This window comes from Bacillus sp. YKCMOAS1 (genome assembly GCF_030268125.1).
Lineage (GTDB): Bacteria > Bacillota > Bacilli > Bacillales > Bacillaceae > Bacillus > Bacillus safensis.
The window spans coordinates 743,099-764,274 of record NZ_BSEI01000002.1 but is presented as its reverse complement, the minus strand read 5'-3'; the positions used below and the strand labels follow the sequence as shown (position 1 = coordinate 764,274).

General features: G+C 41.3%; 21 protein-coding genes and 1 other RNA gene. 8 read left to right on the top strand and 14 right to left on the bottom strand.

The window, feature by feature from the left end; all coding sequences use genetic code 11:
* Nucleotides 1–46: 46 nt before the first annotated feature.
* On the top strand, nt 47–571 hold the full coding sequence (locus QSJ46_RS08895; protein ID WP_107163470.1) for a CcdC protein domain-containing protein: 525 nt from the start codon (nt 47–49) through the stop codon (nt 569–571).
* A gap of 31 nt (nt 572–602) precedes the next feature.
* Here QSJ46_RS08895 and czrA read toward each other — a convergent pair whose 3' ends face one another.
* Nucleotides 603–932: a Zn(II)-responsive metalloregulatory transcriptional repressor CzrA gene (gene czrA, locus QSJ46_RS08890; protein ID WP_024422670.1), complete on the bottom strand. Its 330-nt coding sequence runs from the start codon at nt 930–932 to the stop codon at nt 603–605.
* Nucleotides 933–1,118: 186 nt separating this feature from the next.
* Between czrA and QSJ46_RS08885 the strand changes: the two genes are divergently transcribed.
* Entirely contained in the window at nt 1,119–2,444 is a 1,326-nt protein-coding gene (locus tag QSJ46_RS08885) for an APC family permease (RefSeq protein ID WP_285604581.1), read from the top strand.
* A 97-nt stretch (nt 2,445–2,541) separates the two neighbouring features.
* Entirely contained in the window at nt 2,542–3,204 is a 663-nt protein-coding gene (locus tag QSJ46_RS08880) for a lysozyme family protein (RefSeq protein WP_285604580.1), read from the top strand.
* Between the two features lie 87 nt (nt 3,205–3,291).
* Here the strand turns inward: QSJ46_RS08880 and prpB are convergent, their stop codons facing one another.
* From prpB to QSJ46_RS08860, 4 genes are all read right to left on the bottom strand, one after another.
* On the bottom strand, nt 3,292–4,209 hold the full coding sequence (gene prpB, locus QSJ46_RS08875; RefSeq protein WP_285604579.1) for a methylisocitrate lyase: 918 nt from the start codon (nt 4,207–4,209) through the stop codon (nt 3,292–3,294).
* 12 nt (nt 4,210–4,221) lie between these two features.
* Nucleotides 4,222–5,658: a bifunctional 2-methylcitrate dehydratase/aconitate hydratase gene (locus tag QSJ46_RS08870; protein ID WP_285604578.1), complete on the bottom strand. Its 1,437-nt coding sequence runs from the start codon at nt 5,656–5,658 to the stop codon at nt 4,222–4,224.
* Between the two features lie 2 nt (nt 5,659–5,660).
* Nucleotides 5,661–6,803, bottom strand: a complete 1,143-nt coding sequence (gene mmgD, locus QSJ46_RS08865) for a citrate synthase (protein WP_047203849.1) — start codon at nt 6,801–6,803, stop codon at nt 5,661–5,663.
* A 168-nt stretch (nt 6,804–6,971) separates the two neighbouring features.
* A complete protein-coding gene (locus QSJ46_RS08860) occupies nt 6,972–7,511 on the bottom strand; it encodes a DUF420 domain-containing protein (protein ID WP_024422676.1) in 540 nt (179 codons plus the stop codon).
* A gap of 198 nt (nt 7,512–7,709) precedes the next feature.
* On the opposite strand from QSJ46_RS08860, the gene QSJ46_RS08855 reads away from it, so the two are divergent.
* Entirely contained in the window at nt 7,710–8,222 is a 513-nt protein-coding gene (locus tag QSJ46_RS08855; RefSeq protein WP_285604577.1) for a GNAT family protein, read from the top strand.
* 153 nt (nt 8,223–8,375) lie between these two features.
* Here the strand turns inward: QSJ46_RS08855 and QSJ46_RS08850 are convergent, their stop codons facing one another.
* The 8 genes from QSJ46_RS08850 to QSJ46_RS08815 all read right to left on the bottom strand — a co-directional run bounded on the left by QSJ46_RS08850 (nt 8,376) and on the right by QSJ46_RS08815 (nt 14,088).
* Nucleotides 8,376–9,167 carry a LysM peptidoglycan-binding and 3D domain-containing protein gene (locus QSJ46_RS08850; RefSeq protein WP_039179273.1) on the bottom strand — a complete coding sequence of 264 codons (792 nt, stop codon included), beginning with the start codon at nt 9,165–9,167 and terminating at the stop codon, nt 8,376–8,378.
* Nucleotides 9,168–9,401: 234 nt separating this feature from the next.
* The gene (gene recQ, locus QSJ46_RS08845; protein ID WP_285604576.1) at nt 9,402–11,204 is read right to left on the bottom strand and encodes a DNA helicase RecQ; all 1,803 of its coding nucleotides are present in this window, start codon (nt 11,202–11,204) and stop codon (nt 9,402–9,404) included.
* Between the two features lie 133 nt (nt 11,205–11,337).
* Nucleotides 11,338–11,523: non-coding RNA, 6S RNA (ssrS, locus tag QSJ46_RS08840), on the bottom strand.
* A gap of 132 nt (nt 11,524–11,655) precedes the next feature.
* On the bottom strand, nt 11,656–12,156 hold the full coding sequence (locus QSJ46_RS08835; RefSeq protein WP_285604575.1) for a TraR/DksA family transcriptional regulator: 501 nt from the start codon (nt 12,154–12,156) through the stop codon (nt 11,656–11,658).
* A 91-nt stretch (nt 12,157–12,247) separates the two neighbouring features.
* A complete protein-coding gene (locus QSJ46_RS08830; RefSeq protein ID WP_285604574.1) occupies nt 12,248–12,895 on the bottom strand; it encodes an SDR family oxidoreductase in 648 nt (215 codons plus the stop codon).
* 175 nt (nt 12,896–13,070) lie between these two features.
* Nucleotides 13,071–13,409: a PH domain-containing protein gene (locus QSJ46_RS08825; RefSeq protein WP_024422682.1), complete on the bottom strand. Its 339-nt coding sequence runs from the start codon at nt 13,407–13,409 to the stop codon at nt 13,071–13,073.
* 279 nt (nt 13,410–13,688) lie between these two features.
* Nucleotides 13,689–13,826, bottom strand: a complete 138-nt coding sequence (locus tag QSJ46_RS08820; RefSeq protein WP_075611524.1) for a DUF4025 domain-containing protein — start codon at nt 13,824–13,826, stop codon at nt 13,689–13,691.
* Nucleotides 13,827–13,875: 49 nt separating this feature from the next.
* Nucleotides 13,876–14,088, bottom strand: coding sequence for a DUF6501 family protein (locus QSJ46_RS08815; protein ID WP_024422683.1), 213 nt, complete (start codon nt 14,086–14,088; stop codon nt 13,876–13,878).
* Nucleotides 14,089–14,300: 212 nt separating this feature from the next.
* On the opposite strand from QSJ46_RS08815, the gene QSJ46_RS08810 reads away from it, so the two are divergent.
* The 4 genes from QSJ46_RS08810 (at nt 14,301) to QSJ46_RS08795 (ending at nt 19,876) form a co-directional block, all read left to right on the top strand.
* Nucleotides 14,301–15,785, top strand: a complete 1,485-nt coding sequence (locus QSJ46_RS08810) for an aldehyde dehydrogenase family protein (protein ID WP_099663404.1) — start codon at nt 14,301–14,303, stop codon at nt 15,783–15,785.
* Nucleotides 15,786–16,087: 302 nt separating this feature from the next.
* The gene (locus QSJ46_RS08805) at nt 16,088–17,962 is read left to right on the top strand and encodes a terpene cyclase/mutase family protein (RefSeq protein ID WP_285604573.1); all 1,875 of its coding nucleotides are present in this window, start codon (nt 16,088–16,090) and stop codon (nt 17,960–17,962) included.
* The gene (locus QSJ46_RS08800) at nt 17,955–18,776 is read left to right on the top strand and encodes a superoxide dismutase (protein ID WP_107163464.1); all 822 of its coding nucleotides are present in this window, start codon (nt 17,955–17,957) and stop codon (nt 18,774–18,776) included. The genes QSJ46_RS08805 and QSJ46_RS08800 overlap by 8 nt, the downstream gene beginning before the upstream one ends.
* Nucleotides 18,777–18,925: 149 nt before the next feature.
* Nucleotides 18,926–19,876: a bile acid:sodium symporter family protein gene (locus QSJ46_RS08795; RefSeq protein ID WP_039179291.1), complete on the top strand. Its 951-nt coding sequence runs from the start codon at nt 18,926–18,928 to the stop codon at nt 19,874–19,876.
* 35 nt (nt 19,877–19,911) lie between these two features.
* Here the strand turns inward: QSJ46_RS08795 and odhB are convergent, their stop codons facing one another.
* A complete protein-coding gene (gene odhB, locus QSJ46_RS08790) occupies nt 19,912–21,168 on the bottom strand; it encodes a 2-oxoglutarate dehydrogenase complex dihydrolipoyllysine-residue succinyltransferase (protein WP_285604572.1) in 1,257 nt (418 codons plus the stop codon).
* Nucleotides 21,169–21,176: the final 8 nt, after the last annotated feature.

Here is a 21,176-nt window from a genome sequence, read left to right as displayed (position 1 = left end):
GCCAGCATTCGTTTACATCCCTGCACATGCAGGAGGAGGTTGCATCATGACACATCACGTGTGGCAGTTATTCATAATTGGAGGCATTATGCTGATCTGCATCATCTTTCGAATGAATCGTATGAGACGCTATCAGCTTGTGCGCCCAATCAGTCTTTTGATGAGAATGTATGTATTTGGACTCACTGCCCTTATTCTCTTATTAGAAGGCTGGCAAAATCACAGCATTTTCATCTATGCCGCTATTGGTATGCTCTTTGGAAGCAGTCTGGCCGTTCATGCCTATGAGACGATCCGGATGAAAGAAGAAAATGGGCGTCTTTATGTGAAAACGAGTAAATGGATTGAAAGCTTCATTTTATGCTTATTTTTATCTAGACTTAGTTTTAAGTTGGGTGAGCTGACAAACCATTCGCTCACAAAGATTGGTATCGTTGAACTGTATCAGCATATTGTGAGTGATGATGCTATGACCATGCTCAGCTTTTTTCTGTTAGCTGCTTACTATGTTGTTTTTTCTTATCAAATGATGAAAGCAGGTAAACGATCAACACATATGCATCATGCGTAAAAACCTTCCTATATGAGTAGGAAGGTTTTTATTAGTCATGCTGCGCATGGTGAATCATTTGTTCAAGTACTTCCATCACATGCTGATCTTCAGGGCTGTAAAAAATCGATGTCCCTGCTCGTCTAGATTTCACGAGACGAAGGTTTTTTAAAAAACGCAGCTGATGAGAAACAGTTGATTGCATGAGATTCAGCGTTTCTGCGATATCATTGACCGAGTATTCACCTTGAGACAGCAGGTGCAGAATGCGAATACGAGTCGGATCAGATAAGGCTTTAAACGTTTGGGAGACAAGAAATAAACTTTCTTCATCCAGCTCCATCCGTTCCTGTTCTTGATTTGTATTCAGTTCTTCCTTCATTTCGCTTCACCTTTCTTGTTAGTCAAATCACGACTTATTCTATGTATCATCATATACTAAAACGTGCGGCGTGCAAAGCGGGCACACTTTAGAAAAAAGATTTATTCAAATAGCATTGACACTTGGTAGCATTCTTTTTAAAATGAGCATTATTTATTCATTTTTTTAGAGGAGCTGATAGGCAAATTGACTGAAGAGCCAAGACTAAAACGCAGCCTGACTGTCTTTCCACTTGTTGTGATCGGGCTTGCTTATATGGATCCACTTGTCGTATTTGATTCATACGGCATTGTTGCTCAGCTGACGAAAGGACACGTAGCTGCAGCTTATATATTTACGTTGCTGGCATTACTATTGACAGCGCTTAGCTATGGGAATATGGTGAAGGCTTTTCCAAAAGCAGGATCTGCTTATACATATGCGCAAAAAAGTATTCACCCTCATGTCGGCTTCATTGTAGGCTGGACACTTTTACTGGATTATTTATTTCTGCCTATGGTGAATTTTGCGATCGGAAGCGCGTATTTAACCGCAGCCTTTCCTGATGTACCTCATTACATTTGGATCATCATACTTGCTATCGCCATAACGACTGTCAATGTAATCGGTATTCGGCTAACAGCCAACATTACGGCACTATTTGTGACCTTCCAAGTCATTGTCGCCGTCACCTTTGTTGGGTTTATTATTTATGGACTCACGCAAAACGCAGGCAGCGGCGAATTATTGTCAGCCCGTCCTTTTTATTCAGCGAGCTTAGATCCAGCACTTATTTTTTCAGGAGCGACCATTTTATGTTTTTCTTTTCTGGGATTTGATGCTATTTCAACTATGTCTGAGGAAACCATTAAGCCAAAAAAGACGATTCCTCTCGCTATTTTCTTAACAGTCGCCATTGGAGGCGTGCTGTTTACCTTGACATCTTATTTTTTACAGCAGGTGTTTCCAAATTTTCAGCAGTTCAAGCATCCCGATGCAGCCTCACTTGAAATTGCGGAATTTGTGGGCGGCGCATTTCTCCACTCTTTCTTTTTAGCTGGCACAATGGTCGCTGTCATCTCTTCTTCCTTATCGTCACATGCGAGTGCAGCAAGGCTTTTATATGCTATGGGAAGAGATGAGTCGTTACCGAAACGTTTCTTCGGATATATTCATCCGAGATTAAAAACCCCTGTCTTTAATATTTTATTAATCGGGGCTTTCTCCTTAACCGCAGTCATTGGCGAACTTGAAGTCATTTATTCCTTTATCAGCTTCGGCGCGTTGATTGGATTCACTTTTGTTAACTTGTCTGTTTTTGCGTATTACTTCATCAGACAAAAACAGAGAGGTGTACTGAACACATTGAGGTATGCAGTAATTCCTCTATGCGGAACAGCCTTTTGTATGTGGCTCTTAACGAGCATCAGTACAAATGCATTGATCATTGGCATGGTTTGGCTGATGATCGGTTTTGTTTATTTCTGCTACAGACTGAAAACAAGACCTGAATTTACGTTTGGGTATGATTGATTATAAGGTTTTCACTTGGTATCCAGCGCAGGATATGGCATAATAAAAAGGCTGTACTTCCCTTTTAAAAGCGGGGCAAAACAGGGGTGAACTGACCTTGAAAAAGAAAAAAACAGGATGTTTTGCCATTTCAGGCTGTTTCACGATTTTTCTGTTTGTTTTCGTATTAGCAGCCATTGTCATTTCCTTTAATCAAAAGGAGTTAAAAAAGCTGCCGATTGATACGGAATCAATTGTTTTGTCGAGATTGGATGATTACAAACCGCTTGTAGAAACAGAGTTAAGAGATCAAGATTTAGATCAGTATACCGCGTTAATCCTCGGTATGATGTATCAAGAATCAAAAGGCAGAGGCGGAGATCCAATGCAGTCCTCTGAATCTCTTGGTTTGAAACGAAATGAAATCAATGACCCTCAGAAAAGCATTAGACAAGGAGTCCATCATTTTTCGACTATGTACAAGCATGGGAAGAAAAAAGGCGTTGATTTGGAAACCATTATTCAAAGCTATAACATGGGAATCGGCTATATTGATTTTGTTGCAAAAAACGGGGGGAAACATTCCGAGAAATTGGCAAAGCAATACTCCAAAAAGCAAGTGAAACGAAACCCCAAGGTCTATACGTGCGGCGGCAACAAAGATAACTTCCGCTATCCGTATTGCTACGGTGATTTCACTTACGCTGAAAAAGTAAAAGAAAAAACGAAAACAGTTGAAGAAAAGATGAATTTGGCTTCATCATCCACACCATCATCGTAAAAAAAGCACTTCCGTCAAGGAAGTGTTTTAGATTGTTGACAAAGGGCTAAAATGATCTTGATTTTAGCCCTTTGTCTTCTTTTCATTTTATTGCTGTTCTTTCCCAATTTCCGGCAGGATCGTTTTTGCTAAATGCTGATCCATTTCCTCATACTCATCATAATGAATCGTTTCATACAGCTCTTTTCTCGTTTGCATATCCCCAAGTATCCCCTGCTGCGTTCCCTTTTCCATGATTTCTGTAAATAAACGCTCATACGCTTTTGCAGCGACTCTGAGTGATGACACAGGGTAAATGACCATTTGAAAGCCAAACATTGAAAATTCGTCTGCATGATAATAAGGCGTCTTGCCAAACTCCGTCATGTTTGCAAGGAGCGGCCCTTTAATATTGTTTGACGCATGCGTGAAGTCCTCTGCTGTGATGAGTGCCTCAGGAAAAATAGCGTCAGCTCCTGCTTCTACGTAAAGATTGGCCCGGCGGATGACATCCTCCATTCCATTTACGGACTTTGCATCAGTTCTCGCAATCACCAAAAGCGTTGGTGCCGCTTGTTTGATGGCTTTGATTTTTGCGACCATTTCTTCTACTGGTACAAGTGATTTCCCGTTTAAATGCCCGCATTTTTTCGGCATTTGCTGATCTTCAATTTGAACAGCTGCCACCTTGCTCTCAACCATTTCTTTTGCCGCCCTTGCTGCATTTAAAACACCGCCATAACCTGTGTCCATATCGACCAAAAGCGGAAGCTGGGAAGCTCGAATAATCTCCTTCGCTTTTTCAGCCATTTCTGTTGAATGGATCATGCCGAGGTCTGGCAGTCCTTTGCTGGCACAAAAAGCAGCACCTGATAAATAGAGCCCTTGAAAGCCCATTTTTTTTGCATAGAGCGCAGACATTCCATCGTGAACGCCTGGAATTTGAAATAAAGCTGATTTGTGCATTTGTTCTTTAAAGGCTGCAGCTAAATCAGCCTGACTTGTTTCTTCATTCACGATCCACACGCTAGCTCCCCCTTATATAACGAATAGGTCCATAAATGCTGGTACTGTTGTTGTTTTTAACTGATTTGGATTTTGGCAAAGTGATACAATTTGATCCACTTGCTTTTGTGGAAATCTTGTTTTCAAATGATAGACCCATTTCTTTTCAAGCAGCGGAATGCCTTCCTGTCTTCTTCTTCGATGACCAAGTGGATATTCAATTTCAATTCGATCTGTCATCGTCCCGTCCTTAAAGAAAATTTGTACACAGTTTGCAATTGATCTCTTTTTCGGATCTAAATAATCCTCTGTATAACGTTTATCCTCTTTCACAACCATTTGATCACGAAGACGATCAATTACCGGATTTTGCGCCGTTTCTTCTTCATAATGGTCAGCTGTCAGTTCACCATAAATCAGTCCTATGGCTGTAATATACTGCAAGCAATGATCACGGTCTGCCGGATTATAAAGAGGCCCTTTCTTATCAATAATCCGAATCGCTGACTCATGTGTCGTAATCTCTACCCGGTCAATTTCATCTAAACGATTTTTTACAGCGTCATGCAGCATCACAGCCGCTTCTGCAGCAGTCTGCGCATGGAACTCTGCAGGATAAGCAATTTTGAAAAGAACATTTTCTATGACGTATGATCCAAGAGGCTGGGCGAGCGTAAGTGGTTTTCCTTTCATAAGAACATCTTCAAACCCCCACTTCTCTGCACTAAGCGGCGTTTGATAGCCCATTTCCCCTTTTCGTGTCATCATTGCCAGTCTCACTCCGCGGCTTGTTGCATCCCCTGCTGCCCATGATTTCCTAGATCCTGTGTTTGGGGCGTGGCGATATGTTCTAAGCGGGGAATTATCAACAAACGCTTGTGATAACACATGCTGGACTTCTTCCTTTGTTCCGCCAAGCATTGCACATACAACTGCACTTGTTGCCACTTTGACAAATAACACATGGTCCAATCCATTTCGATTCAGACAATTTTCTAAAGCGAGCACACCTTGAATTTCATGTGCCTTGACGATTGCATGCAGTACGTCATTCATCGTTAGCGGCTCTTCTCCGTTTGCAAGGCGAGTTCTGCTGATATAATCACTTACAGCTAATATTCCGCCTAAGTTATCTGACGGATGGCCCCACTCCTGTGCAAGCCATGTGTCATTATAATCTAACCAGCGAATCATACAGCCAATATCAAAAGCCGCTTGAACAGGATCTAGCACAAACGAAGTGCCGGGAACTCTTGCTCCGTTAGGTACGACTGTTCCAGGTACGATGGGACCAAGGTGCTTCGTACATTCTGGAAAATTGAGCGCAAGCATTCCGCAACCGAGCGTGTCTATGAGCACATAACGCGCGGTTTCAATGGCCTCTTTGCTCGTAATTTCTCCGTCTACTGCATAGGCAGCAATTTCTTCTAATAGCTGATCTGTTTGATTGGCGACTGCTGTTTTGTTCATATTCATTCCCCCGTTTTTCCATCATCATTTGAAACCTTTAATCCTCTTGGCCCTAAATACCGGACTCTCGGTCTAAAAATGCGATTATGCAAATGCTGTTCAATAACGTGGGCTGCTAATCCACTAGCCCTTGCAGCAAAGAAAATGGGTGTATAAAGTGAAATAGGAATTCCAAGCACGTAATAAATAGGAGCGGCGTAATAATCAAGATTCGGATAGAGGTTTTTCTGCTCTTTCATGTATGCCTCTCCTGCTACACACATGTCATATAGCGTTGTATCTCCCTTCGATTCAGTAAGCGTTTTCAATGAACGTTTTAAAAGAGCGGCGCGCGGATCCATTTTTCTCATGTATACTCTGTGGCCAAAACCCATCATTTTTTCTTTTGCGGCTAATTTTCGTTCAATGAGCGCAAGAAATCCTTCCGTTGTTTTTCCTTCAAGAAGCATGTGCATGACAGCTTCATTTGCTCCTCCGTGGAGGTCACCTTTTAATGAAGAGATCGCTCCAGTAAAAGCACCATACATGTCAGAATGCGTGGATGCAATGACTCTAGCTGCAAACGTTGAATTCGGCAGCTCATGTTCACTATATAATGTAAGTGTTTGGTCAAAAGCGGTGATTTCGTCTTGGGTCGGGGTGCGTCCAGTTAGCATGGATAAAAAGTTTTCAGTGTAGGATTTGGTCTGATCTGGAGAAATAGCGGCGTCTTTTGTGAGAATATGATAGCTTCCAGCAACAATGGCCGGCAGCTGGCCTAGTAATCGAACTGCACGCTTCACTTGGCACGCTTCTGATCGATCATGTAATGCATCATCGTACCCTGCAAGAGCAGATAAGCATGTTCTCATCGCATCCATAGGGTGAGTGGTTTTTGGCAGCTTCGTTAAAATGGTTTGAATGGTTGGATGTAAGTTCGTTTGTGAGGATATATCTTGCTGAAATTGGTGATATTCCATCGTATCTGGTAATCTTCCATAAATAAGCAGATAGGCTGTTTCTAAATATGTCTTGTTTTGTGCTAGCTCAATGAGGTCGTACCCGCGAATTACAATTTCCTCTTGCTCCACATCTAAGTATGATATGGACGTTTCGCTTGCCACAATGTCTTCAAGCCCCGGTTTATACTGCAATTGTTCAGTCATCATATAACCCCCGTTTCGTCCAATTGTTGATCTCCAAACGAGCAAACGGCCAGAAATGATGTGAATCTATAGATGGGAAGATACCGTGCAAGTCGGATATCCAATTTCCATTCTATCCAAAGCACTTCATCTTGTAAATAAAAGAACGTATGTCCAGTTGGACATACGTTAGCTGTAGTATGGAGAAATCATGATATAGACAATGACGCCAGTGAGACTAACATAGAGCCAAAGCGGCATCGTCCAGCGGGCAATTTTACGGTGACGCTCAACCTGCATCTGTGCGCCTCTAAATAGTGTAATCAATGCAAGCGGTACAATAATTGCTGAAAGCACAATATGTGTAATCAAAATAAAGAAGTAAATTGGACGGATGATCCCTTCTCCTCCGAAGTGTGTATCAGCTGCCATTGAATGATATGTCACATAGGAAATTAAAAAGACAAGTGTTGTTGAAAATGCAGCAAAGATAAATCGTCTATGCGCTTTAATGTTCTTTTGTTTAATCATAATGAGTGCTGAAAGTAAGAAGATAAACGTAAAGCTGTTCATCACGGCATTCAATAAAGGAAGAAATGTAATGTCCAGATGACTAAATTTATCTGTTTTTGGCATTAAAAATAATAAAGCGATTAATCCGTTTATGGCAATTGTTAAAATGACAACAATGCCGGTGAAATTTTTCGGTTTTTGATTCTGTTCGTTCATGTTTGAAAACCTCTCTTTATTAGTTCCGACTAAGAGTATGTTATTTAACTTTCTCTATAAAGTCAATGAATTCGCTGTCTTCGTCGAATTTTAGACAAACTTGCCGATTACTGGCGTTCTAACGGCTTGAAAGATCCATCCACTTCCTTTAGAATGGGAATTTATGTGGTTTTTATGATTTCTTATATGAAAGGAGTAATGGACTTGTCAATCTTACAGGAAACAACCAAAGATGTGAAGACGTTAGAGCAAGAATTACAGCAATTGCAGTTCCAAATGTATCGAATGCAAGAAAATATGAAAGATATTTCGAAAAAAGCAAAGATCATTGGCATTGATCAGGCGAAAGAAGAAGAATGGATGATTGTCTCTGCCATTGAAAGTGCGGATACATGCAAAATCATGCTCAGCGATTGTGAAAAAGCTTTTCGCGGACAATCTGATTTTTCCTTAATCGCGGAATATCCTGAAGAAGGAAAGATTCATATTGCTGATATTAAAGGCCCTCCTGATAATGGATACGGCTCAATTTGCATGAAGCATTTAAAAGAAATCGCAAGAGAGCAGAACATCCCAGTCATCACAGGTGACCTCGTCAAAAGAGATTGGAATCACGTGGACCGCTTGATCCACTTTTATGAAAAGCACCAATTTGATGTCCAAATTAATTGGGAAGAACAAAGCGGGGAAATTTATTGGGTGGACAGCTAACGCCAAAAAACCAGCGTGTATGATAGAATATACGCTGGTTTTTGTCGAAAATGCAAATTTTTCTGAAAAATATGTGTTTTTTTGACCAAAAAAAGGGTACAATAAAAGCATCAGGCCGCCACCTGATGCTTTCTTCCAAAAAACAATAGATTACTAGTTAAGTACTTTCACTTTGACTGATTTTACGCCCCAATTTTTTGCTTGGGATTTGCTTGGTACATGTACATCAATTTTGTTACCTTTAATTGCGCCGCCAGTATCTGCTGCGGTAGCTTCACCGTAGCCTTCAACATAAACCTTACTTCCTAATGGAATGACATTAGGATCTACTGCAATGACTTTCGCATTTGGGTTTTTGTTTAAGTTTACCCCTGTTGCAGTGATACCTGAGATGCCACCATCATTTGCTGTATAAGCCGTAGCCGTTACAGTCAATTCTTTTTGTACACTTTGACTAGCAGAAGATGATTCTGCTTTAGCTGTTTCCTTTTTAGGAGCAGCTTTTTGTGTTGTTTGCTCTTTTTGGACAGGCTCCTGTTTTTGTACAGGCTCTGAGCTTACCGGAGCTGAGCTTTGACCAGCAACACTTAGTGTTGAACCAGTCACAATTATATCTGAGTTTAAGTTATTCCAAGACTTAATATCGCTAATTGACACATTGAATTTTTGAGCGATTTTCCAGAGGCTGTCCCCCTTCTGGACTTTATACTGCTCCTGAGTTTTCTCTTTTGAAGAGATTGTCAATTTATCACCTACATAAATCATGTCTGTAGATAAATTGTTCCAACCCTTTAGGTCCTTTAGAGACACATCATTTTTTTGAGAGATTCCCCAAAGTGTATCACCTTTCTTCACAGTGATTTCCTTTGCAGAAGCTTGCTGTGCTCCAAATGCTGTTGTTGAGATTGCTGCAACAGCAACCAAGGACATAATAGTCTTCTTCATAAAGTAAATCCTCCCTTGTTAGCTTTTTATGGCGGCTAACGAGTGCTATCGTAACATATGTAAATGTCAATTCAATAACAAAACGATATGTTTTAGATTACAGTTCCTTTACATGAAACATCTCTCTCCATTGGTAAATCAGACCACAAAACAGCTCAATTACCCGCCATATCAAGGTTTTGAAAGGATCAGAAACTCCCTGTTGAAAACGTGTCCAAACGCAGCGAAAAAAATTTATTTTTCTTCTTCAACCTCTTTATTTTTCTCTTTTTCTATAAATAAACGGATTTCTTCTAGAAAAACATCCCCGTATTTCTCTCTTTTTTGAGAGCCTATTCCCTTAATATGGAGTAGTTCTTCTTCTGTTTTAGGCTGAACAGCTGACATTTCCTTCAAGGTTTGATCAGAAAATACAACAAATGGCGGAACGCCCTGCTCTCTTGCCAGCTTCATTCTCACCGCTCTCAGCTGCTCAAATAATGCATCGTTTTCTTGAATCGCCTCTCTTTTAACTGCCTGCTTTTTATACACCGCCTCTTGTCCGACTAACACTTTCTTCCCTTTATGTGTCACTTTTAATGTTGGATAAGCCCCTTCAGACATGTGCAAATACTCTTCTGTAATTAGGAATTCGATGAAATCACTGATTTGCTGGGCTGATTGCTGCTTCATTAAAGCGTATGTAGGAAGACGGTCGAAACCAAGATCAAGCACTTTTTTATTTTTAGAGCCTGCCAGTACTTGAGCAATCATCATTTTTCCAAATCGCTCGTTCATTCTAACCGTACACGATAAAACCATTTGCGCTTCTCGAGTGACCTCTTCCCGCTCTCTTTCATCAAGGCAGTTGCTGCATTTTTGGCAAGGAGTACTTGCTGATTGATCAAAGTAGTCCATCACAAATTGCTGCAAACATTGCTCAGTATGACAGTAATCCACCATTTGTCTTAGTTTAAGCAGTTCATGCTGATAGCGCACTTCATCTTCTGTTGACTGTTCAATGAGGAAGCGCTGCATTCGTACGCCCTGCGGCGAAAACAGTAGAATACATTCACTTTCAAGACCGTCTCTGCCTGCGCGCCCAGCTTCTTGATAGTAGCTCTCAATATCCCTTGGAATTTGATGATGAATGACAAAACGGACATTTGACTTATTAATTCCCATGCCAAATGCAGATGTAGCGACCATGACCTGGATGTCATCATTTAAAAACAGGTTTTGCTGCTCTTCTCTCACATCGTCATCTAACCCGCCATGATAAATGCCAGCTTTGATCTTTTGTTTCTTTAGCCGGTTGTAAATGTTTTCAGCTTCTTTTCTTGTAGCTGTATAGATAATGCCGGACTCAAGCTTGTTTTTCTTCATATAATGTGTGATAAAGCGGTCACTATTTTCTCCTTTGACCACCTGAAAAGATAAATTCTCTCTAGCAAACCCAGTAAAAATGGTTTCTTCTTCGTTCATGCCAAGCTGTTCACATATATCTCGGTGGACCTTTTTCGTGGCTGTAGCCGTTAATGCGACAATCACTGGCCTTTTTGTCAATTTATCTAAGCATTCTTGAATAAAGCGATAGCTTGGCCTAAAATCATGCCCCCACTCAGATATACAGTGCGCTTCATCAATTGCGATTAAAGGGATCGTTAACCGATCAAGCAGCTGAAAAAAACGTTCATTTTGTAAACGTTCAGGTGTGATATAAAGCAGCTGATATTCCCCATCTTCACATTTTTTCAGCCTTTCATTCATTTGAGCTGCAGAAAGTGTGCTGTTTAAAAAGGACGATCGTATGCCCATCTCATTTAGCGCATCGACTTGATCTTTCATTAAAGAAATTAGCGGGGATACAACGATCGTTGTTCCTTCCATCATCAGGGCAGGAATCTGGTAGCAAACCGATTTCCCTCCGCCTGTCGGCATAATACAGACGGTATCCTTCTGTTTGTTTACAATCGATTCAATGGCTTGTTTCTGTCCCTGCCTAAAGGTGTCAAAGCCAAAGTATTGTTTCAGGAGTGCTTCTGCTTGTTCTAACATCCAATTCCCTCTCCGTCTTTTGTTTTGTCTATTTTAACATACATTCCTTCTTCATCCGGCGGTCTGTGCAATTTCGTTTTTTCACAAAATAAAAAGCCATTTTCCGAAATGGAAAATGGCTTGAATCATCCTAAGAAAAGCTGCGGATGCCGTAATCTAAGTAAGAAAGTTTTAAACCACCACTCCTCAAAGTGGGTGTTTGCAGAAACGTTCCTGTCTTCCTCTCTAAGGAGGCATGACATTCCGGCTTCAATATAAAACTCCCTATTACAGCTTAAAGGTTAAAACTTAATTAACATTACGCGCATCGCAGCCTTTAAACTATACTACACGAAAGTTAATTAAATTTCAAGAGATCTTTTTTCTTTGAAATACTCATGTATACAAGATTTTTGTCCACGAGTACATATGGAAACATTATTCTGAAAAAATTTAACCTTCTCATATATTGCTATTTTTCCTCATCCACATCAATATCCTGCTCTTCCTCTAATCTTTCATACGTATCTGAATGCATTTGATCCATTGTTTCTCTATTCGTTAAATCACGCATTTGATCGGAGAATGAACGGTCAAACTCGTTTGGATCTTGAGTCGTTTCCTCATTTTTCTTTGCACCAATTGAAAAACGTGCATATGGAACTGCTTTTAAACGCTCATATGAGATCTCTTTCCCTGTTTTCTCACAAATCCCATATGTTCCGTCTTCCATTCGTTTCAGTGCTGCATCAATTTCACCTTCAAGTTGATCATCGACTTGATCCAGCGTTTGTTCTGTCATGCGGTCTAAATAGATGCTCCCATGATCAGCGATATGATTCCCAACACCATTTGATATCTCACTCGATTCAACGAGCATCGATTCTTCTTTCTTTTTTGATCCCGTCACATCTTCTTTTAATTGAATCAATCTTTCGTATAAATCAGCTTGTTGTTCTTTCGTTAAGCCCACGGTCAATCACTCCTTTCTCATTACCTTCCCGCTGGAAGGGAAAAGAAAACATCAAAAAAGCCGCCACCTATTTGGCAGCAGCTTTCTTCTCTTACAGATGGCGAAGTGCTTCTTCGATTGGTTTATTGCCTTTAATCAAGTCAAAGGACTTATTTTTCACATTCGATTCTGTTAAGCTCTCCACAAGAACAATGGCTACGTCCTCTCTTGAAATCTCGATGTTCTGATCATCTGGAATATGCTCGGCAGCTTCAATCACTCCTGTCTTCTCCTCATGCAGCAGGGCGCCCGGGCGAACAATCGTATAGGAAAGACCAGACTGTTTTAAGTGCTCATCAGCTTGTCTTTTCGCTTCATAATAAGTTTCCATACTTCCTTGCCCTTTTCCTTGGTTTGGGTCATCAGCATTATAGGAACTGAGCATAACAAAATGCTGGATGTTTTCTTTTTTCGCTGTATCAACAAGGCGTTTTGCCCCTTCTTGATCGACCGCAATGGTCTTATCTGCACCTGTTTTTGAGCCTGAACCAGCTGCAAAGATGACAGCGTCTGCTTGTTTCACAGCATCTGTCACATCTTTTTCAAGATCACCGATGACAGGTGCTGCACCAAGTTCTTTTAGCGCATCAGCTTGTTTTTCATCTCGAATGAGAGCAAGCGGCTCATGTCCTTTTTCTTTTAAATAACGAACGACAAGTCTTCCTGTATGTCCATTTGCTCCTGCAACTAACACTTTCATTGTTCATTCTCCTTTCTGTATCTGTTTCATCTTTAACCTTTTTTGCTATCATTCAAACACTTAAGCAGAAAAAAGCCCCTCCCATCAGATGGGAAAGGCTCAGAAATGTGCGATCTATGAAAATAAGAACGAAGAATGAGAAAAGTGCATATGATCTATGTAATCGCAAGATTGATCAGCAAAGATGTTTTGTCAAAATGGCTTGCACATCACTCAAATCCGTCTCTTTGGAAAAGTCGAGTTCAAATACTTTTGAGCTTGTGACAAGCAGCATACCTGTGTCCTGATCAAACACGCCAGCTTCTTGAATGGCAAAACTTTCAATTGATCGATACGGCAAGGAGACCCTGACTTTCTTCTTAGAAAATACGCGGTTATCGCCAAAGATCAGTCGTTTATTTGTAAAGCAAATTTGGTCGTGACGCAGTCTGTAAACAGCCTCAATTCTTTCCCCTTCAATCAATAAGGATTCGAATTTCTTATCATTTTGTTTACTGACAGAAAAAATACCCACGTAAACCCCCTCTTCCTGCATCAAATTCCTTTATGACAAAACGGCCACACGGCTCTGTGGGTACGTTTTATTCTCACTTATAGAATACGCTATAAATGATCGTTATTCCATTACGAATAGATTAAATTTCATTTAACTTTTTCTTTTTGATCCGATGCTCTTTCCTCTATTTATTTAGACTGTTAAAGCAGGAAAAAAGTTTCAGTTCTTTTCGAGAAAAAATGCTGAATCATTCCAATAAAAAAACAGTGATTATGCTAAATCACTGTTTTTAAATGACTATTCATCTTTTGGTGTATCAATCGTTCCCTCGGCATACACATCGGAAATCTGTTCAAGTGTAATCGCCATATCAGCATCTTCGTGTTCATGCCATGCATTTTGATTTTTCTGCTCGTCATTTTGCTGCTTTTTCATCATCATCACCCTTTACTGTTTTTCTTAGTATGAGTGATGACCCTCAAAATCATTCAGCCGAAATATCTTCGAAATACTCTTTGTAATACCCGCCTACTTTACCCGTATTGTCAACGACAAATAGGAATTCCTCTGTTTCATTTTTCACTTCATATGTGCTTCCAACCGTTAATGCCCGGTCGACCATATATTTTTTCGCATTTGTATGTACACATTTTACTTGTTTTAACGTTTGAGCCGTTTGCCAGTTTTGATGGATCATGATTTAAAAACTCCTTTTTTCATCTATACATTTATTGTAGCCAATTTTTCATGAAATGCAATGAGTGTTATGGATTGCTTTCAAACATGTCGTGTAATATGATAATTGTATACGTTTACATCTTTGTGCGTATACAGTTTCGTTGCATGTCCGCTTTTCTCACCTAGAACTCGCAGAAAACAATCCATATCTTTAAGGAGGTTTGTTTATTTATGAGCTCTACAACACTTCAAATTAGTTCAAAACTCGAATCTTTTCTCCAAGGGACGAAAAAACTCTACATTAACGGTCAGTTTGTCACAAGTCACGATAATAAAACCTTTGCTACTCCTAACCCAGCCACAGGCGAAACCCTTATTGATGTATATGAAGCAGGTGAAAAAGATATTGATGAGGCAGTAAAAGCTGCAAAAAAAGCCTTTCATGGTCCTTGGCGCTCAATGTCTGCCGCTGAACGCGCCCGCTTCATGTTCAAGCTTGCTGATTTAATGGAAGAAAATCAAGAAGAGCTTGCACAGCTTGAAACTTTAGATAATGGAAAACCAATCAATGAAACAACAAATGCAGATATCCCCCTCGCTATTGAGCACATGCGCTATTATGCAGGCTGGACGACAAAAATGAATGGACAAACCATTCCTGTCAGTCAAGGATATTTTAATTATACCCGCCATGAGCCGGTTGGCGTTGTAGGACAAATCATCCCATGGAACTTCCCATTGCTCATGGCCATGTGGAAAATGGGTGCCGCACTTGCAACAGGATGCACCATCGTTTTAAAGCCAGCCGAACAAACTCCACTCTCTGCTCTTTATTTAGCAGAATTAGTGGACAAAGCCGGCTTCCCAGAAGGCGTCATTAACATCGTTCCTGGATTTGGCGAAACAGCCGGAAATGCCTTAACTGAACATCCTGATGTGAACAAGCTTGCCTTCACTGGGTCAACAAGCGTTGGAAAATTAATTATGGAGAAAGCGGCTAAAACCATTAAGAGGGTCACATTAGAGCTTGGCGGAAAATCACCGAATATTATTTTACCTGATGCTGATTTAAAGAAAGCCATTCCAGGTGCTTTAAATGGCGTCATGTTTAACCAAGGTCAAGTATGCTGCGCGGGTTCCAGAGTCTTTGTTCATCGGAGCCAATATGATGAAGTGGTCGATCAAATGGCCAAATATGCAGGATCACTCAAGCAAGGCGCTGGTCTTCATCAAGATACACAAATTGGACCTCTTGTAAGTAAAGAACAGCACGAACGCGTATTAGGCTATATTGAAAAAGGTAAATCCGAAGGGGCAACAGCCGTTGTCGGTGGCGATTGCCCTTATGAGGCTGGCTATTTCGTCTCCCCTACGATTTTTAAAGATGTAGAAGATGAAATGACCATTGCCAAAGAAGAAATCTTCGGACCTGTTTTATCTGCAATTCCTTACGATTCCATTGATGAAGTGGTCGAACGGGCCAACCAGTCTGAATATGGATTAGCAGCAGGACTTTGGACAGAAAACTTAAAGCATGCCCACGATATTGCTGCACGTCTTGAAGCAGGAACGATTTGGGTCAACTGCTATAATGTCTTTGATGCCGCCTCTCCGTTTGGAGGATATAAGCAATCAGGTCTTGGCAGAGAAATGGGGTCATATGCCCTTAACAACTATACAGAAGTCAAAAGTGTATGGATTAATCTCCAAGACTAATGACGTCAAGAAAGCCTTTGACCCTGTCATCGGCTCAGATCGTTGACAAAGTGCTAAAATGATTTTTATTTTAGCACTTTGTCTTCTTTTCAGCGTGATAGAAAACCTTTGCAGTCTAGGAAGGACGAGCACTGGCGCGGAGCGAATTGTGACATTCGTGAGCACCAGCGCGCAGACCTGACACCGAATGCGAGGGTTTGTCTACACGCTGAGCCGGTGACCCTGTCATCGGCTTTTTTTGTGTTTGCATGTGACAGGCCGGCTCCTGAATATAGTATGAAAAGAAAGGAGCATGGCCGCATATGCAAGATTTTCAATTGAAAGTAAACGAATTTATCGAAGAATTGCACATACAAATGCAGCGAAGACAACGAGAAGATGGCGCCTTTGTTTTCTGCTTTGAAGGTCCTATGATGACAAATGCTTTTTTGATTATGCTGTTAAAGGCTGTCGGTGATTCGGATCAGGCTTTGGTTCATCAATTAGCAGAAGCGATACGCGAAAAACAAAATGAGGATGGGTCTTTTTCTTTGTATCATGATCAAACGGGACATGTAACTGCCACTGTGCAGGGCTATTGCGGAATGCTCGTATCAGGCAAGTTTCAACAAGATGAGCCGCATATGGAAAAAGCAGCGCAATATATTCGATCAAAAGGTGGATTAAAGAACGTTCACTTTATGACAAAGTGGATGCTCGCTGTCAACGGCATGCACCCTTGGCCGTATTTCTATGCACCACTTTCCTTTTTACTCATCCCTACATACTTTCCGCTGCACTTTTATCATCTTAGTGCATATGCAAGAATTCACTTTGTACCAATGATGATTGCACTCAACAAACGATATACCTCTCATGAGAAATTTCCAAGCTTGGCACACCTTGATGCAAACATGTCTAAGAATCCATTTGACTGGTTTATGGCAAGAGAAGAACGTTCCGCTCAACACTTTCTGACTTACATGCGATCGTATACAGCACTCGACAGCCGGCTGGACTTTTTCGGATATGAAGCAGCAAAGCGATATATGTTTGATCGCCTTGAAAAAGATGGCACGCTGTACAGCTATTTAAGTGCCAGTATTTTTATGGTCTATGCACTTATGAGTCTTGGGTACTCCCCGGGACATCATCTCATTTTAAAAGCAGTCAAAGGCATGAAAAAGCTAGTCACTGTCTGTCAGGGCAGAATGTATGCAGAAAATTCCACATCCACAGTTTGGGATACAGCGCTTGTCAGTTATGCTTCTCAAAAAGCTGGCAAAAAACAAGAAGACCCAGTCATCACTAAATCTTTCTCATACTTGCTGAACCGGCAGCAAATGAAGAAAGCAGATTGGGCGATTCATAACCGGCATACTGCTCCGGGAGGCTTTGGTTTTTCAGATATCAACACAAATAACCCTGATTGTGATGATACGCAAATTGTCTTAAAAGCCATTCCGCGAACATACGCACCAGTTCAATGGAAACGAGGATTTCATTGGCTTCTTTCTATGCAAAACCGTGACGGCGGATTCTCTGCTTTTGAAAAAAATCAAGATCACTTCCTGCTTCGACATCTGCCGCTTGAATCTGCGGAGGATGCAGCGATCGATCCATCGACTCCCGATATTACAGGCCGGGTGCTTCATCTCATTGGTCTTGAAGAGAAAAACATGTCACCACCCGTTCACAGGCAAAAAGATCAATGTGTCAAGTGGCTCCTAGATCATCAAGAGAAAAATGGATCATGGTTTGGCAGATGGGGTGTTTGCTATATTTATGGGACGTGGGCAGCATTAACAGGACTAAAAGCGGCCGGCATCCCCTCTACCCATCCTGCTGTTCAAAAAGCGTGTCGATTTTTAAAGCAGATTCAACGAGAAGATGGCAGCTTCGGAGAATCGTGTAAAAGTGCAGAGGTAAAAACGTATGTCCCCCTCCCGTTTGGCACAGTGGTGCAGACGGCTTGGGCAGCAGAGGCACTTTTACAATATGAGAAGCCAGATGACAAAGCGATTTTAAAAGCCATCTCATTTTTGACCCATCATCAGCACACGAGTGAAGCCTTGCACTATCCAGTAGGCATTGGCCTGCCAAAGCAATTTTACATCACCTATCATAGCTACCCATTTGTCTTTCCCATGATGGCTTGTTCTACATTTTTAGATGAAATGAGGCGTAAGAATGAATAAGGAACAGTATCGAATGCAGCTCAAAGAGTGGCTTAGCACCATTCAATCCGCGATTCATGATGACAACATCCGTCAGAAAGTAGACCATTTATGGTTTTCAATGGATGATGAACATTCCAGTGAACAAGAGTGGTACGAACTGGCAGAACGTATTTCTGAGGACATGAAACCACAAGAAGACCTGCGAGAGGTAGCAGCGGGAAATCATAAGCTACCTCCTCTCCCTTACCGGTATGATGCACTAGAACCGTTTATTTCAAAAGAGATTATGTATTTGCATCACCAGAAGCATCATCAATCATATGTTGATGGTTTGAACCAAGCTGAGCTTGCATTAAAAAATGCAAGAAGAACCAATGATTTTAAAATGATCAAGCATTGGGAAAGAGAGCTTGCCTTCAATGGTGCGGGGCACTATTTACATTGTATTTTTTGGTTTTCCATGAGTCCTTCAGGAAAACGAAAGCCCACTGGACAAATGCTTCGTCTCATTGAACAATCATTTGACAGTTATGACGCATTTAAATCTCAATTTTCAGCAGCGGCCAAACAAGTAGAGGGTGTCGGCTGGGCCATTCTCGTATGGGCGCCCAGATCCCAGCGATTAGAGATTTTACAAGCAGAACGCCATCAATTTTTGTCACAATGGGACGTTATTCCTCTTTTAGCCCTTGATGTATGGGAACACGCCTACTATCTTCAATATCTGAATGAAAAACCGAAATACGTAGATCGTTGGTGGAATGTAGTTGACTGGCGTGAGCCAGAAGCAAGGCTTAAGCAAGCACAGCAAGTGAAGTGGACCCCTTTTTAAGACGATGCTCCATATAGGCTCATGCTTATATGGGGTATTTTTAGTTTACATAATCAAATTATCAACACCTTTATAAAGAACAGGTTGTTTTTTCAGAAAATTCGTTTAAAATAGGAAAGATATGTGAGGAAAGTGAGATGAAGCAATGAATGAACATTCTTTTAACCATTAGTCAATTTGCAGGAAGAACCTTCGCAATCTGGGTCATTATCTTTGCATGTCTTGGATTTGCTTTTCCTGACGTATTTTCTCAGATTGGACCGTATATCCCTTTTTTACTAGGAATCATTATGTTTGGGATGGGGCTTACGTTATCAGGTGAAGATTTTAAGGAGCTTTTTCGTAAACCTCTCTATGTACTAATCGGGGTTTTGGCGCAGTACACACTCATGCCGCTGATCGCCTTTCTATTAGCTTACGGGTTACGGCTGCCATCTGAAATTGCAGTAGGCGTTATTCTTGTGGGCTGCTGCCCAGGCGGTACTGCATCCAATGTCATGACCTTTTTGGCAAAAGGCAATATGGCATTATCCGTAGCGGTCACAACTATATCGACCCTTCTTGCTCCCTTTTTAACGCCTCTTTTTATTTTTATCTTTGCAAGATCATGGTTACCTGTATCACCGGAGGCATTATTTTTGTCAATTGTCCAAGTTGTGCTTATTCCTATTATCTTAGGGGTTATTGTTAAGGTGTTTTTCAAAAAACAAGTAAACTATGCGGTTCAAGCATTGCCGCTTGTATCTGTTGCTGGAATTGTGGTGATCATTGCAGCGGTTGTCAGTGCAAATAAAGAGCAGATTCTTCAATCTGGATTGCTGATATTAGCCGTTGTCATTTTACATAATGGGCTCGGTCTTTTATTTGGATACCTAATCGCTAAATGGTGCAAAATGGATATCCCTTCTCAAAGAGCGATTTCGATTGAAGTAGGCATGCAAAACTCCGGGCTTGGTGCAGCCCTTGCAACAGCACATTTCTCGCCGCTCGCAGCCGTACCAAGTGCGATTTTTAGTGTGTGGCATAACTTATCTGGTTCCTGGCTTGCGACGTATTGGTCAAAACGAGGACAACCTGACAGTGAAAAGAAAAAAAGCTAGCACCTTAACAAGTGCTAGCTTTTTATAATGGAAAATTATCCTTCAAGCAATAGCTGCTCTGGATCTTCAAGCAGGTTTTTAATCGTAACAAGGAATCCAACTGCTTCTTTACCATCGACAATACGATGGTCGTAAGAAAGAGCTAAATACATCATCGGACGGTTCTCAAAACGTTCTTCATCAATCGCCACCGGACGAAGCTGAATTTTATGCATTCCTAAAATTCCAACTTGCGGGCTGTTTAAAATCGGTGTTGAAAGCAGAGAACCAAATGTTCCGCCGTTTGTGATCGTGAATGATCCACCTTGTAACTCACTAAGAGCCAATTTGTTATCTCTTGCTTTTTTCGCAAGATGACCAATTTCTTTTTCAATCCCTGCAAATGACAATCTGTCTGCATCACGGACAACCGGTACGACAAGTCCTTCGTTTGCAGCAACAGCGATGCCGATGTCATAGAATTTCTTCAAGACAAGCTCATCACCTTGAATTTCTGCGTTAAGCAGCGGATATTTCTTCAGTGCTGCTACAACTGCTTTTGTAAAGAAGGACATGAAGCCAAGCTTGACATCATTTTGTTCTAGGAAGGCATCTTTACGACGCTTTCTTAAATCCATCACAGCTGTCATATCGACTTCATTAAATGTCGTCAGCATCGCAGCCGTTTGTTGAACTTCAACTAAACGTTTTGCAATTGTTTGTCTGCGGCGTGACATTCTTTCACGTTCAACTGGCTTTCCTGGTTGTTCAGTTTGCACCGCCGCATTTGCTTTTGGCGCGGCTTTCGGTGCACTTGCAGGTGCTTCATTCTTTTGATAAGAAGCGACATCCTGCTTTCGTACCCTGCCCAGCGGATCTACGGTTGGAATCTCAGATAAGTCTAATCCCTTCTCTCTCGCTAGTTTTCTAGCTGCAGGAGAAGCGATGGTTCTGCCATTACCAGCTTTCGGCTCTTCTTTCACTGCTTCTTCTTTTTGAGCAGCTGCCGGTTCTTCTTTCAAAGCTGGTGCAGAAGCTTGCTCAGGTGCTGGAGCTGCGGACTCGCTTCCGCCAGCTTCACCTGCTGCAATCGTTCCGATGACCTCTCCAACTTGTACAGTGTCACCAGAATCTTTGAGCACTTCTTTTAATACACCAGATTCTTCAGCAGTCAGTTCGACATTGACTTTATCTGTTTCAAGTTCCAGCAGGTACTCCCCCTGCTCCACATAATCGCCCGGCTGCTTTAGCCATTGAGCAATCGTTCCTTCCGAGATTGATTCCGCTAATTCAGGTACTTTAATTTCCGCCATTTTTCATT

Bases quoted from the DNA above. Each gene is read 5' to 3' on its own strand.
- QSJ46_RS08895 (WP_107163470.1), top strand. From the start codon at position 47: ATGACACATCACGTGTGGCAGTTATTCATAATTGGAGGCATTATGCTG.
- czrA (WP_024422670.1), bottom strand. From the start codon at position 932: ATGAAGGAAGAACTGAATACAAATCAAGAACAGGAACGGATGGAGCTG.
- QSJ46_RS08870 (WP_285604578.1), bottom strand. From the start codon at position 5,658: ATGAACAAAACAGCAGTCGCCAATCAAACAGATCAGCTATTAGAAGAA.
- mmgD (WP_047203849.1), bottom strand. From the start codon at position 6,803: ATGACTGAACAATTGCAGTATAAACCGGGGCTTGAAGACATTGTGGCA.
- QSJ46_RS08860 (WP_024422676.1), bottom strand. From the start codon at position 7,511: ATGAACGAACAGAATCAAAAACCGAAAAATTTCACCGGCATTGTTGTC.
- QSJ46_RS08855 (WP_285604577.1), top strand. From the start codon at position 7,710: ATGGACTTGTCAATCTTACAGGAAACAACCAAAGATGTGAAGACGTTA.
- QSJ46_RS08850 (WP_039179273.1), bottom strand. From the start codon at position 9,167: ATGAAGAAGACTATTATGTCCTTGGTTGCTGTTGCAGCAATCTCAACA.
- recQ (WP_285604576.1), bottom strand. From the start codon at position 11,204: ATGTTAGAACAAGCAGAAGCACTCCTGAAACAATACTTTGGCTTTGAC.
- QSJ46_RS08830 (WP_285604574.1), bottom strand. From the start codon at position 12,895: ATGAAAGTGTTAGTTGCAGGAGCAAATGGACATACAGGAAGACTTGTC.
- QSJ46_RS08820 (WP_075611524.1), bottom strand. From the start codon at position 13,826: ATGAAAAAGCAGCAAAATGACGAGCAGAAAAATCAAAATGCATGGCAT.
- QSJ46_RS08815 (WP_024422683.1), bottom strand. From the start codon at position 14,088: ATGATCCATCAAAACTGGCAAACGGCTCAAACGTTAAAACAAGTAAAA.
- QSJ46_RS08810 (WP_099663404.1), top strand. From the start codon at position 14,301: ATGAGCTCTACAACACTTCAAATTAGTTCAAAACTCGAATCTTTTCTC.
- QSJ46_RS08805 (WP_285604573.1), top strand. From the start codon at position 16,088: ATGCAAGATTTTCAATTGAAAGTAAACGAATTTATCGAAGAATTGCAC.
- QSJ46_RS08800 (WP_107163464.1), top strand. From the start codon at position 17,955: ATGAATAAGGAACAGTATCGAATGCAGCTCAAAGAGTGGCTTAGCACC.
- QSJ46_RS08795 (WP_039179291.1), top strand. From the start codon at position 18,926: ATGAACATTCTTTTAACCATTAGTCAATTTGCAGGAAGAACCTTCGCA.
- odhB (WP_285604572.1), bottom strand. From the start codon at position 21,168: ATGGCGGAAATTAAAGTACCTGAATTAGCGGAATCAATCTCGGAAGGA.